Raw genomic sequence first — 15883 nt, 5'->3', positions numbered from 1 at the left:
CGCGGACCTAAGGGCCGGCAATATGCTCAAAAACGGGCTGTTCCATCACGCGTTTTTGCCATTCGGCCCGCCGCGCCTGCCGCTCCTCCAGCCGTTCACGTACGGGCAGATTGAGCGCATCAACCAGATGGCGATATTCTTGCCGGGCGCTGACTTGCGCCACACCTCCGCCGGGCAACAGATCGTCACCTAACGCATCAAACACCGTTAAACCGGACGCAAACAGCGATCGGAAGGCCACACGCTCGGCGATGCCATCGGCCATGCGGCATCCCAAACGACGTGCAATATGCTCGATCGCCATTTGGACATTGCGCATGTTACGCGACGCCAATGTGGCAATGCGATTGCGCACAATGACCCAATCGATGGTCCGTCCATCAATCGCCAAACGTTCTTTGCGGGCTTGCTGCACCAACCGTGCATAATGATTGATCTTGCGGATTTCCAACGATACCGGATTGATATCGGCCAAAACGTCCAAATCAATCAAACTATCATTTACAGGCGTGACCAACGTGTCTGCCAAAGCATGGCTGAGACGGGTCAAATGGGTATCAAACCCAGGTGTGTCCACAATCAGAAAGTCAACACGCCCCTCCACTTCACCCACGGCTTGCCGAAACAGCGCAAACTCGATGCGCTCGCGTTCGGCCTTGCTGTCATTTTTGGCATTTGGCAGATGATAGTGTGTTGAATGCGGGATCGTCAGCCCATGGACACGCGCCCAGTTGCGACGATTCTTGACGTAGTGGGTAAGGGTTTGCTGCCGACTGTCCGTGTCGATGGTGGCGACTTTATAGCCTTGATAAAGCAGATAAACAGCCAAATGAAAGGCGGTCGTGGTCTTGCCAGATCCCCCCTTTTCATTCCCCAACACAATAACATGTGCGCCAGAGCGTTCGGCCATAAACGAGTCACCTCTTCCCATTACGAAGACAAGAGTGCGTCAGAACAAAAAATGGCGCAAGCCACCAGTTTTGTTAATTCTATTTTTACCTTAACACAGAAGGTAAACCGATGTGTTAAAGCAGACCCAGGGCATCCAGCTCCGCGGCCAACTCTGGCGGCAGATCATCATCCTGGCCCTGCGATATGTCCTTTGGCGCATCCTCTGGCTTAAGATAGCGCCAGCCCTGAAACGGCCGCTTGGGGCGCGGCACAGTGCGGATAATCTCGGGTGCCATCAAAATATCACAACAGGATTTGCCTTCGTGATCCGTGGCATCAACCAAATCCACCAACTTTTGCCGGGCCAATATTTTACCGCCCATGACCCAGTAGAGCGATCCACCATCCAGCAGCTCTTCGCGCCGCTTTGGGGTCATCCGCGTACGGTGCCGATTCAAGCCATCCTGTCGTGCTTGGCCGCTGTCACGTAAAAACGCTCGACGCGCAACAAGCTCATCGACTGTTTTAATACCGACACATAGTTTGATTAAATGAATCATAGACACCAACTTGCCGTGACAGACCGGCAATTTCAATGCGAAACCGCGTCAAATCAGGGCGAGTGACTTGGTACAGCACAAAAATAAGGGTGCGCTGAGTAAGCGCACCCTATGAAATCTTTTTTTGCCAGCAATCAATTACGCACTGACTAGAACGGATACGAGGAACCCGACGGATAAAAGACTTACAAACGTCCAGCTCGCGGCTCGCCAACATACTGCCTTAGAATGGCTACGCATGTCGCCTCCTATTGTTGTTAATCCCCACTCGCCAGTATTTAACTCGCGAGAGACCTAAGAGTTAACGAGATATGAACAAACTAGCAAGTGCAAAATGCACATGGCTTCCCTGCGCCGCGGTCATAGTGGATAAGTCTGGGATAACTTAAAACAGATTGAACGCGTGCGCCGCGATATAAAGAAACGCCATAAAGCCCACGACATCCGTGACCGTGGTCACAAATGCACTGGAGGCAATAGCTGGATCGATCTTGAGCTTATCCAGCGTAAGCGGGATCATAATCCCCGAAATACCGGCGGCAATCATATTGATCACCATGGCCGCACCAATCACCAAACCAAGCAATGGGTTTGCAAACCATATAGCTGCCACCACACCAATCACCAACGCAAATACCACGCCATTAACCACGCCCACCAAAAACTCACGGGTGATCAACCGCCGCACATTGTAGCTGTCCAATTCGCGGGTCGACAGCGCGCGCACGGCAACCGTCATGGTTTGTGTACCAGCATTGCCCCCCATTGACGCCACAATGGGCATCAACACCGCCAGCGCCACCATTTGCTGGATCGTCGCATCGAACATGCCAATAACCAAAGACGCCATGATGGCGGTCACAAGGTTCACACCGAGCCACGTGAGGCGCGAACGCACCGCATTCCACACATTGCCAGAGATCTCTTCATTACCAACACCAGCGAGGCGCTTAATGTCTTCCCCCGCCTCTTCTTGGATCACATCGACAATGTCATCAACTGTCAACACGCCCACCAAACGGCGCGTCTCGTCAACAACCGCCACTTCAACCAAGTCATAACGCTCAAACATGCGCGCAGCTTCTTCCTGGTCTTCTTCGGCTTCCACCTCAATGATGGTCGAATTCATAATGTCTTTAATCACAGCGGGGCGTTTGGCCCGCAACATCCGATCCAGCGCCAAGGTGCCCAACAGGTTGTAGCTGGGGTCCACCACATAGATCTGATGGAAATCGTCCGGCAAATCGTCGGCTTCCCGCATATAGTCGATGGTTTGCCCCACCGTCCAAAATGGTGGAATGGCGATAAACTCGGTCTGCATGCGCCGACCGGCAGTTTCTTCGGGAAAGTCCAGTGACCGCTTCAGCGCCAACCGTTCAAATGTTGGCAAGGCCGCCAAGATTTCTTCGCGGTCGCCGCCTTCAATATCCTCCAAGATATAAACCGCGTCATCGCTGTCCAATTCTTGAACACCGCGGGCAATATCATTGTTCGGCAGCAAGTCCATCAACTCAAGCCGAACCGAGTCGTCAATCTCAGTCAGGGCAGAATAGTCGAACAGTTCACCCAAAAGATTGATCAGCTCAAACCGATCAGCCGGCGAAATCGCCTCAAGCACGTCACCGACATCAGATGCGTGCAGCGGCGACATATACCGCGCCACCTCATTGCCATCGTGAATGGCAATCAAATCAACGAGTTGATCAATCCAATCGCGATTTAGCCGATCATCATCGTCGCGCAATGGCGGGATCGCATCCAATTCAGCATCGTCGGCCCAATGTTCTTCACCTACATTCGACATATATGCTCCCTTGGATGTGTGTTGCGATAGGCTTCATCTGTTACATAATTCGCAGCCAAATGGCCACTCAATTATGGCAAAATGCAGCACGATCACGCCGCAAATACAAAGAAAAGAAAGAGAAAATACGTTTCTCGCGCCAAGCGCTCACATCACACTCACACCAAAGTGATAAAAATCACCGCAAGCGTTATTTTCCTTTTTTCGTTGGGTCGGACACAAATGGACCAGCAGATAATCTGCACAACAATTTGTTTATTAAAATCTCATTGGAGGAAAACATGTCTAAAGCCAAAACAGCCACAGGTCTCGTTGTCGCCAGCGCCGTCGCAGCAGCAGTAGCTTCAACCGCATCTGTTGCACCAGCACACGCTGAAGGCGACATGGAAAAGTGTTTCGGTGTTTCCGTTGCAGGCAAAAATGACTGTGCCGCAGGCCCAGGTACATCTTGCGCTGGCACATCAAAAGTAGACTACCAAGGCAATGCGTGGACACTGGTTCCTGCTGGCCTTTGTGAAAATGATGAGTTCTGGGCAAAAGTACTCCCAGGCGATCGCACAGGTTCTTTGGAAGCCCTTGAACGCGACATGTCATAGTCGAAGGGTCTACTCTTCCATTCTCGCGCGGGGGCACTGCGCCCCCGCGTCATTCAAAAGGGACGGAACCATGCAACATAAAGCAAATATGCCGGAAATCGGCGTCGGGTTTAAACCAGAGCACTATGCCGACATCGCAGCGGCACAACCCGATCTCAGTTTTTTTGAAGTGCACGCAGAAAACTATATGGGCGATGGCGGCCCACCCCATGCTATGCTGCGCGCTCTTGATGAAAACTACGATCTTTCGGTTCACGGCGTTGGCCTTTCCATCGGCAGCGACGGCCCCCTAGACCGCCCGCACCTAATGCGGCTTAAAAAGCTGGTGGACCGATACCAACCCAAGCTCGTTTCTGAGCATCTGGCTTGGTCCAGCCATGACACGGAACGCAACATGCTGTTCCTGAATGATTTGCTACCGATCCCCTATACCCAGCGGACGCTGAACCGCGTTGTCGACCATGTGAATGAGATTCAAGACACGTTGGGGCGCACACTTTTGATGGAAAACCCATCCACCTATGTGGCGTTTAGCGATACGGAGATGGACGAAATCAGCTTCATTACGGAAATGCAAAAGCGCACCGACTGCGGGCTGATCCTTGATGTGAACAATGTGCACATTTCGGCCAACAATCAAAAGCTCGATGCCTACGAATATTTGGATCGCTTCCCCTTGCACGCTGTAGGCGAGATTCACTTGGCCGGACATGCCACAGACACGGACGACGACGATGCGCCGTTGCTTATCGATAGTCATGACCGTCAGGTGGCGCCGCCTGTATGGGATCTTTATCGCTATGTGGTCAAAAAGGCCGGGCGCCGCCCCACCCTGATTGAGTGGGACAATGATGTGCCCGATTGGCCAACACTTTACGCTGAGGCCAATGCCGCGCGCGACGCCATGCTGCACGTAACCGGGGAGTCCGCCGATCATGCGCTCGCCTAATTTTCGAAATGACCAGACCGACTTCGCCCGGGCCTTGTTTCACGCCGACGAAGCCGCCCCGGGCAATCTGGTTGATCCTGCAGGAAGCGCCGCGCCAAAGCGCTTTGGCGTCTATCGCAACAATGTGATGGTCAGCCTCATCGACAATTTGGCCAGCACGTTCCCGGCTTGCCAAAGGCTGGTCGGCGAGGAGTTTTTCCGCGCCCTCGCCCGCGAATATGCGTTTAACTTCCCGCCAAGCTCCCCCTTAATGATCTATTATGGCGACCAGTTCGCGCAGTTCTTGGGCAGCTTCAAACCGGCGCAGCAAGTTCCCTTTCTCGCTGACATTGCCGACATTGAATATAAGCTGATCAAATCCTATCACGCCGCCGATGGCCCGGCATTCGATCCACAATCCATCGCCAACGTGCCGCAAAAAGACTTGGATCGCGCCAAAATCAAGTTTCATCCCAGCTTTTTTTGGTCTGCCTCCCGCTTTCCAGCGCACACTATCCATAGCCGCGCGAAAGCCGGCGAAACGCTCGAAAAAGTTGATTTTGAACAGGCCCAAATCACCTTGATTTGTCGCCCGGAGTGGGACGTTAAAACAGCACCTATTGATCCACAGCATAAGGCGGGCCTAACCGCACTGGTGGCCGGCTTCTCGCTTGCCACAACCGTCGACATCGGTCAAAGGTCCGCGCCCAATTTTGATCTTCAAGACCTGCTCACCAATTTGTTGGCGCTCGGCGCAATTGAGCGCTTCGAACTGAAAAAGGACATCTAAAATGATTGCGACCATTTTTGGAGAATTCAAACCGTTACGTCGCTTCGGTCTCCCCGCCTATATCGCGCTCTCAGCGGCGTTGTTGGCTGTTCGGTTCTTTGTTGCACGACCATACTGGAATTCTGGCTGGACCAAATGGGCGGAGTTCCCAACCCAAATCAATTCCGGCGCCAAATATTTGTTCAGTCAGGAATATAAACTGCACATCCTTGGCACAGCCTACGACATGCCATTCCCCGAATTGCTGGCCTATTTCGCGTCCCTCGGCGAAGTCATCCTGCCCGTCTTGTTGGTGATTGGCCTGTTTTCCCGCTTCGCTGGCCTTGGCCTTTTGGGCATGACCTGTGTCATCCAGCTCGTTTACCCCGGCGCCTGGGCGCTTCACGCCCAATGGGCCCTCGCCGCCCTCACCATCTTCATCTGTGGGCCAGGTCTCTTCTCTCTTGATGCGGGTATTCGGAAACTGATTAAGGCTTAGGACGGGCCAAACATATGGGATATTATCTACCGCGGCCCCGGCCCAATTGAGTTCTGGCCCAGATAGATTTCATACCAGTAAAATTCAATACCGAGCGCTTCGATCTTGAAGTCCTGCACTTTCTCGAAGCGCTCAAATTTGGCACGTGCGGCTTCCAAATCCCCAAAATAGTCATGCAAAATGAGCGCATCGCTACCGGCGGGCGGCACTTTAAGCTGCCAAAAATCAAACTGCGAGCGCTTATCTGACAAATCATATATCTCAATTTGATCCATCGCATAGGCCAATTGTCCGGCAGTAGGATAACCAGTTGTCGCCAATATCTCGAGATCATATTCTGTCTGGAGGTTTTCAACATTCATGGCAACTTCGTCCCAGCCATGCATGCGCCCTACTTCCACATTCTTTGCACCCACCAAATAGTCAAATGGCAAAATGCCATAACTGAGCAACCCATAAGAAATGAAAACAAAACTCGTCAGCACATGGGCCCAAATTAGCCATGCCCAACGCAGATAGAGCAGCATAAATAAAATCATCATGGCATAGGCAAGATCACTCCAATACCAATGCACTGTGCCCCGCGCTGCGAACACAACGAAGATGCCAAGCGACGTGAGAATCGTGATTTGCGCCAGCCGCACGCCGAGCTTAGCAAAATCTGTTTCGTAGCGACGCGGCCAGAAGATGCCAACGAGCGGTACTAAAAGAAAAACGCCGAAATAAAGCGCAGTGGAAAACAAATAACGCGCAAATGTGGCTGCGTTGATCCCCTGAAATGCTTTCAATTCATAGCGATCACTAAAGTGCAGCTGGAATGAAGCCCAGTCATTCTGCAGATTCCAAACCAGTACCGGCGACATACAGGTAAAAGTCAGCAACCCAGCCAAGTAGATGTGCGGTCGCAATAGGAGTGGACGCAGTTGCGTACTCAATATCACCACCAATGCAACTGAAATGCCCAAAAATGCCGCCGCATATTTGGTCAGGCCGGCCAGTCCCAACAGCAGCGCTGCCAGATAAAGCATTTTAACGTCGGTATCTTCATCTGCGGCGAAGCGCGCAAAATAGTCTGTAAAACAATAGGTTGCGGCAAGGCACAGAAACAACATCAGGTGGTCGTGATAGACAATTGTTGTCCACACAAACAAAGTTGGCGAGGCCAAAAAGACCATCACAATAACTAAAAAGCTTTGTTTGCTGTTTTGGGGAAACAAGCGTTTGGCAAACAGCCACATGACATAAAGCGTGCCAATAAAGGTCAAAAATGCAGGAAATCGTAGCCCAACAACATTGGTGCCGAATACGGCATCACTAAGCCCCAAAAACCAGGCATTCAGCGGCGGATGATCAAAATATGACCAATCAAAATGTTGCCCCCAAAGCCAATAATAGGCTTCGTCTGCCGCCACTTTGGTGAATAGGGCAAAGCCCAATTTCAAGGCGAGCAACACCGCCACAAAAAACATCAATGCCTTGATAGGCAAAAACCTATACGCGTCTTGCCGACTGTGCGCCTTTGTCACCAACTTCCCCCACCCCATAAAAAAACCTGCCCTAAAGGCAGGTTCTTTTAAAACAATTTGGTGCGGTCGAGAAGACTCGAACTTCCACGGGTGTTACCCCACAGCGACCTCAACGCTGCGCGTCTACCAATTCCGCCACGACCGCATAATCGTCTTAAGCGCGTCACCATGTATCAAATGGCTTCATGGCGCACAAGCCAAATTTATAGCTTTTTTCGCTTAAGGTTGTTTTGTGACTTTTTCCAGCACTTCAATGGAGAGTTGCCCCTCATCAATCTTGATCTCGCCGATCGCCACCAATGTCTTATTGGCGTAGATTTTCAAAGGATCATATTCAGTCGCATCCAGCTCAATCACAGCACCGCGTCCCATGCGCAGCAAATGGTGAATCGGCATCTTGGTGGCACCAAGTTCAACGGTGATATTCACATCAATGGATTTTAATGCGTCCATGTATTTTGGGTCCCAAGCGACAGAATCAAGTCATTGCACCTCAACGGTTTATGCCATAAACCAAAGGCGATGCAATTGACCTTGCACTGCCCATGGTTATTGAAGTGTTAACAAAATCCAAATTCGCGGCCAAATATGTCTCAAAATCCAACAATAATGCGCGATGATCAGCGCCCAACTCATTGGGAAATTTCCGACAAGTTGGTCGAATATCCAGAGGCGCTGGCGCGCATGAAAGATCATGTGGACCGCTTGGCCCGCGGCGAAGTGGGCGAGCTGGCCTGGCTTTTGGAACATCCACCGCTTTATACCGCTGGCACCTCCGCCAAAGCCGCCGATTTGACCGATCCCAACGCGCTGCCCGTATTCAATGCGGGGCGTGGTGGCCAATACACCTATCATGGCCCTGGGCAACGGGTGGTTTATTTGATGCTTGACCTCAAACACCGTGGCCGCGACGTGCGCGCCTTCGTGCGGGCGATGGAGCAATTGGTGATCGACACTTTGGCCGACTTCAATATTGTTGGCGAACAGCGCGATGGCCGCGTGGGCGTGTGGGTCAAACGTCCTGAAAAAGGCTTTAATAAAGAAGACAAGATCGCCGCAATCGGCGTAAGGGTTTCACGTTGGGTCAGCTTTCACGGCATCTCGATCAATCTAAACCCGGATTTATCAGACTATAACGGCATCGTGCCTTGCGGCATCACCGACCAAGGCGTCACCAGCTTTGAAGATTTGGGCCAATTGGCGTCCATGCCCGAACTCGATGGCGCCCTGCGTCGCAATTTTGAACGCATTTTTGGGCCCACTGTTCGGGTTTAACCCCCGGTAGACTGGCCATTTTTCACTGAATTATGCTAAAGCTAAACCAACCCAGCGCGAACACCCACACAAAGGTGAGAAAATGACCCCTGACGATATGAAAAAACTGGCCACAAGCGGCACCATCTTCAATCTCGATCGGATGATCGCCCCCAAAATCATCAAATTGCTCTACCTGCTTGGCTTGGGCACAATCGTCCTTTGGTCAATCAATCATTTGTTCGCAACCTTTGCTGATTCTTTTGGTTCCGGCCTTTGGGGCCTGTTGGAAGTGGGCATTTTTGGCCTTGGTGGCTTTGTTGCCCTGCGCGTGCTGTGTGAAACATTGCTTGTGTTCTTTAAAAAGAACGAAAAGATCATGGAAATCCAACAGCCCGTGCGCCCCGCGCTTTCAATCTTTGATGATGTGAAAGACGCGTTGGAAGAGCTGGCGGAAGATGACGTGCAGGACGCCTATAAAGAACTGGATACGGACTATGACGAGTCCAGCACGGCCGACAAACCAGCGGCGAAGCCAAAAGCACGGACCACAAAATCTCGCGCGGCATCAACTCGACGCACCACCACGACGGCGAAGTCATCAACTCGCAAAGCCCCGGCCAAACGCAAAACCACCGCGAAGCGTCCCGCAACCGCCAACAAGACGGCGAAGAAGCCAGACGCTTAAACGCATTTAGGTATTTTGACATTGATGGGTTCATGCAGTTTCTGCATGAACCCATTTTTATATTTCGTGCAAATTCACCCCTGTTTTGGCTCCACGCCACCGCAAAATTGGATATGATAATCAAAACAACATCCAACCAAGGGTCAAAGCACCAATGTCAGCTTTTGAGTTCGCCCCGCCACAATTCACTGAAAATGATGTCCAAGAGCTATTGAGCGCCAAATATGGCATCAAAGGCGATCTACGCGCCCTTGAAAGCGAGCGCGATCAAAACTTCGCTGTCTCCAGCGACAAAGGCAAATTTGTTTTTAAAATTGCCAACCTTGGCGAAGATGTTGACTTCCTCGAGCTCCAAAACAACAGCCTCACCTTTTTACAAGATAGCGGCTTTGAAGGCTGTCCTGCCGTAGTGCCTACGACTACGGGCGAGAATATGTTTGTGGCGCAAAAAGGTGAGCAGGAATACCATATCCGCATGTTGACCTTCCTGGAGGGTGATCTTTATTCGCAAAAGCCTGTTTCTCTGGAGCGCCTGGCCAATCTGGGCCGCTTTATGGGCAAATTCTCAAAAAGCATGAGCGGTTTTTTCGACACTGCTGCCCATCGCCCTGATTTTATTTGGAACTTGGACAATGCGCTGGCGGCTGAGGAATATTTCCCGTCCATCGCCAATCCAGCCCATCGTGAACGCGCCGAACACTTGTTTGCGCATTATCGCGCAGAGACCGCACCCAAACTGCAGCATTTGCGCATGGCGGTGATCCATCAGGACGCAAATGACAATAATCTGGTGATCGACCCAGCTGACGAAAGCAAGGTCACCGGCCTCATCGATTTTGGTGACATGTGCTATGGCCGCCAAATCAATGAGTTGGCCGTGACCATGGCCTACGCGCTGATGGATCAGGATGACCTGTTTGCCGCCTCGAAAGCGCTGGTCAGCAATTATTGCGCTGAATTTCCGCTGTTTGCAGCAGAACTGGATGTGCTGTTTGATTTGATCCGCATGCGCCTCACCGTCAGCGTGGCTATGTCCTCGCACCAGATCAAGGCCCACCCGGAAAATGAATATTTGCTGGTGTCGCAAAAGCCAGCGCTTGAGCTGCTTGATCGGCTGGACGATGTCGACCCACGCTTTATGACAGCGCTGTTCCGCCATGCAGCGGGCTTGGACGCTGTGGATCATGCAAGCCACATCATCAACTTTCTTGAGCAAAATCAGCCCAATACAGCTTCACTGTTCAAGCCAGACTTCAAATATGAAGCCCGGTTTATCATCCCGGCGGATGGCAGCGACACGACGATACCGCCCTTCAGCGACCAGGCCTTTAACGCATGGTTTGATGAAAAATGCGCCAAAGAAGAGGCCCGCTTTGGCATTGGCCGCTATGGCGAAGACCGCACCGTCTATCAAACCGATGCTTTTGCCTCCAAACTGTCAAAAGAACGCCGCACCATTCATATGGGCGTCGATGTGTTTGTGCATGCGGATGAACCGCTGCACGCGCCAATGGCAGGCGAAGTCTATGCCGTGCACGACAATGCATTTGAGCTGGATTATGGCCCAACACTCATTCTGAAACATGAGACCGATAAAGGCGTGCCGTTCTATTCGCTATATGGGCATCTCTCCCGCTCCATCTTTGATCTGCACCATGTGGGCGACAAGATCGAGAAGGGCCAGCTGATCGGCCATATTGGCGATTGGGACGTGAATGGAGGCTGGTATCCGCACCTGCATTTCCAGATCATGACTTCAATGTTGAGCCAATCCACCAATTTCAACGGCGTGGCACACAAAAGCATGTGGGATGTATGGCAGCAAATCTGCCCCAACCCGAATCTTTTGATGAACCAGGCACCGCAAACCTTTGAAATTGATGAGCAAACGCCAGACAAACTGATGCGGCGCCGCGCCAACTTGCTCGGTCCGTCACTGAGCGTTTCCTATAAGAAAAAGCTGAAAATGGTGTCGGGCAAAGGCGTGCATTTATATGACCATACGGGCCGTGCCTTTGTAGATGGGGTCAACAACATCACCCATATCGGCCATTGCCACCCGCATCTGGTGGAGGCGATTTCGCGGCAGGCAGGAATCCTCAACACCAATACGCGTTATCTGAGCGAGTTGGTGCTGGATTATGCTGAACGCATCACCTCGAAAATGCCCGATCATCTCTCAGTCGCCTATTTCGTCAATTCAGGCACCGAGGCCAATGAACTGGCGCTGCGCATCGCGCGGCAGGCCACAGGCCAGAAAGATACGATTGTGCTGGATTGGGCCTATCACGGCAACTCGCAAGGGACGGTGGATGTCAGCCCCTATAAATTCAAGCGCAAAGGCGGTTTCCCGCAACCTGATTTTACCCATATCGCCGAATTCCCCGATCCGTTCCGTGGCCCCTATCGCTATGGCGACAATGACGCAGGCGCCAAATATGCGGAAGATGTGAAACGGCGCATTGAAGAAATCAAAGCCAAAACGGGCAATGGCGCGGCGGCCTTCATTGCTGAAAGCATTTCAGGCGTTGGTGGCCAGGTCGCTTACCCGGAAGGCTATTTCAAGGCTGTTTATGAAGCCGTGCGTGCCGAAGGCGGCGTGTGCATTGCTGATGAAGTGCAATGCGGCTTTGGCCGCGTGGGCGAGCATTTCTGGGCCTACGAACTGCAAGATGTGGTGCCGGACATTGTCGTGATGGGCAAACCCATCGGCAACGGCCACCCCCTCGCCGCCGTGGTGACCACCAAGGAACTGGCCGACAAGTTCAACACAGGCATGGAATATTTCAACAGCTTCGGCGGCAATCCGGTTTCCATGGCTGTGGGCATGGCGGTGATGGATGTGATTGAAAATGAAGGCTTGCAGGCCCATGCCAAAGAGCTTGGCAATTACATTTTGGGCCGCTGGCGCCAGATCAAAGACAAATATGATCTGGTGGGCGATGTGCGCGGGCACGGCCTGTTTCTCGGCATGGAACTGGTTGAAGACGAGCAATTGACCCCAGCGACGGAAAAGGCGGGTGCCATCGTCAACGCCATGCGCGAACGGTCAATCTTGCTCTCAACCGATGGTCCGCTGGACAATGTGCTGAAATTTAAGCCCCCCATGGTGTTTAGCCGCGAAAATGCCGATTTTATGTGCGACCAGTTGGATGAGGTGATTAGCACATTCTCCTAAGCCACAGCACTTGTGCTTGACGTAGGATTTGAGTGCGTTAGAAAGCCCATTCAAATCCTATTAAAGGCCGAACGGATGAACCAGAACCCAACCATTGGACTTGTGAGCCTTGGCTGCCCAAAGGCGCTCGTCGATTCAGAACGCATTTTGACCACCCTACGCGCGCAGGGCTACAATTTCTCGCAGTCCTATGAGGGCGCGGATTTGGTGATCGTCAACACATGTGGATTTTTGGACAGCGCCAAAGCTGAAAGCCTTGAGGCCATCGGCGAAGCCATCAATGAAAATGGCAAAGTGGTCGTCACCGGCTGTTTGGGCACCGAAGAGCAATTGATCCGCGACACGCACCCAAAAGTGCTCGCTGTGTCCGGCCCGCATCAATATGAAGCGGTGGTGGAAGCGGTGCATGAAAATCTGCCGCCCGTGCACAAGCCTTTCGAAGATCTCGTGCCTGCCGATGGCTTGCGCCTCACGCCACGCCACTACGCCTATCTGAAAATTTCCGAAGGCTGTTCCAACCGCTGTACTTTCTGCATTATCCCGTCTATCCGCGGTGATTTGCAGTCGCGCCCTGTGGCCAGCGTGCTTTATGAAGCCGAACGGCTGGTGAAAGCGGGCGTGAAAGAAATCATGGTGATTTCGCAAGACACAAGCGCCTACGGCCAGGATATCAAATATGCCACCTCCCGCTTTCATAAGCGCGATGTGGAAGCGCGGTTCCACAATCTTTGCGAAGAGCTGGGCGAATTGGATGCATGGGTGCGCTTGCACTATGTTTACCCCTACCCGCATGTCGACAAGACCATCCCACTGATGGCCGAAGGCAAAATCTTGCCGTACCTCGACATTCCATTCCAGCACGCGGCACCAAATGTGCTTAAAGCCATGCGCCGCCCGGCCAATCAGGTTAAAACCGCCGATCGCATCAAACATTGGCGCGATATCTGCCCGGATTTGGCCATCCGCTCCACCTTCATTGTCGGCTTCCCGGGTGAAACCGAAGATGACTTCCAGCAATTGCTGGATTGGCTGGACGAAACCCAAATCGACCGCTTGGGCGCGTTCCAATATGAACCTGTAACCGGCGCCGTGGCCAATGAAATCGAAGGCGAAGTGCCCGACGAAATCAAACAGGACCGCTATGATCGCTTGATGATCAAAGCCCAAGCCATTTCCGCAGAGCGGTTGCGCCAAAAAGTTGGTCGCGAGATTGATGTGTTAATCGACGATGTGGCCCCCGAAGACAACCGCGCCCTTGGCCGCAGCCAATGGGATGCGCCAGATATTGATGGGCAAGTGTTTATCGACGATGTGCAGGGCGTAAAGCCCGGCGACATGGTGAAGGTCAAACTGGTCGATAGTGACGAATATGACCTTTATGGCGAGCCTGCGCAGCCTGAATTTGTGGCCAAACCCGCTGCAGAATGATGCATCAGCAATTCACATGGCAGCTCAAGTCGGGTGACATCACGCTGGGACGTGATCCGCTTGTGATGGGCATTCTCAATGTCACGCCAGACAGCTTTTCGGACGGTGGTGACTTTACCGACCGCGACAAGATTATCGCGCAGGCGCAAAAAATGGTCGCTGAAGGCGCACACATCTTAGACGTTGGCGGCGAGAGCACCCGCCCCGGCTCAGAAGCTGTTGCGGCACAAGAAGAGCTCGACCGCGTCTTGCCCGCCATCGATGCCCTCAAGGAATCAGGCATCAACACGCCCATCTCTATCGACAGCTACAAAGCCATTGTCGGCCAGCAGGCCATGGAAGCCGGGGCCGAAATCATCAATGATGTCTGGGGCTTTCAGCGCGATCCGGAACTGGCGGACGTCGCCGCGCATTATGGCTGCCCGGCCATTTTGATGCATTGGGACCCGGACCGCGACCGCGAAAAAGATCTGCTCGGTGAGATGACTCGATTCTTTGAAAAGAGTCTGCAAATCGCTGAAAAGGCTGGAATTTCCAAATCTCAAATCGCTTTGGATCCCGGCTTTGGCTTTGCCAAAAACTTTGACGAGAATTACGAATTGCTGCGCCGGGTGGACGAACTGCATGCCCTTGGTTATCCATTGCTGATCGGCACGTCTCGCAAATCCATGTTCGGCAAATTGCTGGGCAATACACCAAAAGAACGGGTTGCAGCCACCACCGCCTCTACGGTACTTGCATATGAAAAAGGTGCGCATATATTCCGCGTGCACGATGTGCGCGAGAATCTCGATGCGCTGCATGTCGTGAAGGCCATGCTCTATGGTCCGCCACCGCCAAAGGACGTTTAATTATGGTTCGCACAGACCGTGTCGAAGATAAAATCATCCTCTCCGATCTCGCCTTTTATGGCTATCACGGGGTGATGATGGAAGAAAATACGCTGGGTCAACGCTTTCGCATTGATCTGGAGTGCGGTGTTGATCTGCGCGTACCGGGTCGCAGCGACGATGTGGAGACCACAATCTCTTATGCGGACATTTTCGAACTGCTCAATGAAGTGGTCACCAAAACCCGCTTCAAACTGATCGAAGCGCTGGGCCAGCACATTGTTGACCAACTCTTTGACGCCTTCCCCACCATTCAGTGGATCAAAGTGCGCGTGCGCAAACCGGAGGCGCCGATTCCTGTGGTTGCAGGTGAATTTGCCATCGAAATCGTCCGCGACCGGGAGACCGCATAATGGCACGTGCTTGGTTAGCCCTTGGGGCAAATATTGGCCGTCCGCGCGCACAGCTAAAAGAAGCCGTGCGCCGATTGGATGCGCATCCCGATATTCATATCATCAAAAAGTCCACGATCATTGAGACGGACCCCTGGGGCAAAACCGATCAAAACCCATTTTTGAATATGGCGATTGAGATCGAAACTTCGCTCGGGCCTGAAGGCTTGTTGGATAGCGCCCTAATGATCGAGGTGGCTATGGGGCGCAAGCGCGACGAAAAATGGGGACCACGCCTGATCGATATTGATGTGATCGCATATGGCCGCAAAGTGATCGAGACCGAACGGCTGACCATTCCCCACCCTTACGCCCATGAACGCGCATTCGTCACCGATCCGCTGGAAGAAATCGAACCGGCAATCGTGGAATGGCTTCGCGAACACGCAGCCAAATCACAAAGCTAAGTCAGCGACTTAACACAGCTTACGGAATCGAATTACGAAGTCAGCCGGCGCTTGCGTCGGCTTTTTTCTTCGG

16 protein-coding genes and 1 tRNA gene are annotated in these 15883 nt (G+C 52.5%); 11 read left to right on the top strand and 6 right to left on the bottom strand.

Features of this window, described 5'->3' with window-relative positions; all coding sequences use genetic code 11:
- Positions 1 to 7: 7 nt before the first annotated feature.
- The 3 genes from G549_RS0111470 to mgtE form a co-directional block, all read right to left on the bottom strand.
- On the bottom strand, positions 8 to 910 hold the full coding sequence (locus G549_RS0111470) for a division plane positioning ATPase MipZ (protein ID WP_027835148.1): 903 nt from the start codon (positions 908 to 910) through the stop codon (positions 8 to 10).
- A gap of 115 nt (positions 911 to 1025) precedes the next feature.
- Positions 1026 to 1451, bottom strand: a complete 426-nt coding sequence (locus G549_RS0111465) for a DUF1489 family protein (RefSeq protein WP_036222516.1) — start codon at positions 1449 to 1451, stop codon at positions 1026 to 1028.
- 385 nt (positions 1452 to 1836) lie between these two features.
- On the bottom strand, positions 1837 to 3255 hold the full coding sequence (gene mgtE, locus G549_RS0111460) for a magnesium transporter (RefSeq protein ID WP_027835146.1): 1419 nt from the start codon (positions 3253 to 3255) through the stop codon (positions 1837 to 1839).
- Between the two features lie 281 nt (positions 3256 to 3536).
- Between mgtE and G549_RS0111455 the strand changes: the two genes are divergently transcribed.
- From G549_RS0111455 to G549_RS20055, 4 genes are all read left to right on the top strand, one after another.
- The gene (locus tag G549_RS0111455; RefSeq protein ID WP_027835145.1) at positions 3537 to 3851 is read left to right on the top strand and encodes a BufA1 family periplasmic bufferin-type metallophore; all 315 of its coding nucleotides are present in this window, start codon (positions 3537 to 3539) and stop codon (positions 3849 to 3851) included.
- Positions 3852 to 3921: 70 nt separating this feature from the next.
- On the top strand, positions 3922 to 4800 hold the full coding sequence (gene bufB / locus G549_RS20065; protein ID WP_051213702.1) for an MNIO family bufferin maturase: 879 nt from the start codon (positions 3922 to 3924) through the stop codon (positions 4798 to 4800).
- Entirely contained in the window at positions 4787 to 5569 is a 783-nt protein-coding gene (locus G549_RS20060) for an HvfC/BufC N-terminal domain-containing protein (protein WP_051213700.1), read from the top strand. The genes bufB and G549_RS20060 overlap by 14 nt, the downstream gene beginning before the upstream one ends.
- A 1-nt stretch (position 5570) precedes the next feature.
- On the top strand, positions 5571 to 6047 hold the full coding sequence (locus tag G549_RS20055; RefSeq protein ID WP_036222513.1) for a DoxX family protein: 477 nt from the start codon (positions 5571 to 5573) through the stop codon (positions 6045 to 6047).
- 26 nt (positions 6048 to 6073) lie between these two features.
- Here the strand turns inward: G549_RS20055 and G549_RS21700 are convergent, their stop codons facing one another.
- From G549_RS21700 to G549_RS0111425, 3 genes are all read right to left on the bottom strand, one after another.
- Entirely contained in the window at positions 6074 to 7516 is a 1443-nt protein-coding gene (locus G549_RS21700) for an ArnT family glycosyltransferase (RefSeq protein ID WP_027835144.1), read from the bottom strand.
- Between the two features lie 115 nt (positions 7517 to 7631).
- Positions 7632 to 7718 (bottom strand) — tRNA-Leu (locus G549_RS0111430).
- A 74-nt stretch (positions 7719 to 7792) separates the two neighbouring features.
- Entirely contained in the window at positions 7793 to 8026 is a 234-nt protein-coding gene (locus G549_RS0111425) for a FliM/FliN family flagellar motor switch protein (RefSeq protein WP_027835143.1), read from the bottom strand.
- 156 nt (positions 8027 to 8182) lie between these two features.
- On the opposite strand from G549_RS0111425, the gene lipB reads away from it, so the two are divergent.
- The 7 genes from lipB to folK all read left to right on the top strand — a co-directional run bounded on the left by lipB (position 8183) and on the right by folK (position 15810).
- Positions 8183 to 8848, top strand: coding sequence for a lipoyl(octanoyl) transferase LipB (gene lipB / locus G549_RS0111420; RefSeq protein WP_343251109.1), 666 nt, complete (start codon positions 8183 to 8185; stop codon positions 8846 to 8848).
- 82 nt (positions 8849 to 8930) lie between these two features.
- Entirely contained in the window at positions 8931 to 9515 is a 585-nt protein-coding gene (locus G549_RS0111415) for a DUF4282 domain-containing protein (RefSeq protein WP_084634147.1), read from the top strand.
- A 154-nt stretch (positions 9516 to 9669) separates the two neighbouring features.
- The gene (locus G549_RS0111410; RefSeq protein ID WP_027835140.1) at positions 9670 to 12693 is read left to right on the top strand and encodes an aminotransferase class III-fold pyridoxal phosphate-dependent enzyme; all 3024 of its coding nucleotides are present in this window, start codon (positions 9670 to 9672) and stop codon (positions 12691 to 12693) included.
- A 75-nt stretch (positions 12694 to 12768) separates the two neighbouring features.
- Positions 12769 to 14121 carry a 30S ribosomal protein S12 methylthiotransferase RimO gene (gene rimO, locus G549_RS20050; RefSeq protein WP_051213697.1) on the top strand — a complete coding sequence of 451 codons (1353 nt, stop codon included), beginning with the start codon at positions 12769 to 12771 and terminating at the stop codon, positions 14119 to 14121.
- Positions 14118 to 14972 (top strand): dihydropteroate synthase, encoded by an 855-nt coding sequence (gene folP / locus G549_RS0111400; protein WP_027835139.1) that lies wholly within the window; start codon positions 14118 to 14120, stop codon positions 14970 to 14972. The genes rimO and folP overlap by 4 nt, the downstream gene beginning before the upstream one ends.
- Positions 14973 to 14974: 2 nt before the next feature.
- Complete coding sequence (gene folB / locus G549_RS0111395; RefSeq protein WP_036222507.1) at positions 14975 to 15364, top strand: dihydroneopterin aldolase; 390 nt, start codon at positions 14975 to 14977, stop codon at positions 15362 to 15364.
- The gene (gene folK, locus G549_RS0111390; RefSeq protein ID WP_027835137.1) at positions 15364 to 15810 is read left to right on the top strand and encodes a 2-amino-4-hydroxy-6-hydroxymethyldihydropteridine diphosphokinase; all 447 of its coding nucleotides are present in this window, start codon (positions 15364 to 15366) and stop codon (positions 15808 to 15810) included. Before folB ends, folK begins: the two co-directional genes overlap by 1 nt.
- Positions 15811 to 15883 lie beyond the last annotated feature (73 nt).

Source organism: Maritalea myrionectae DSM 19524, from assembly GCF_000423365.1.
Taxonomy (GTDB): domain Bacteria; phylum Pseudomonadota; class Alphaproteobacteria; order Rhizobiales; family Devosiaceae; genus Maritalea; species Maritalea myrionectae.
Note: the sequence above shows the minus strand (reverse complement) of the source record. Positions and strands in the feature narration are given on the sequence as shown.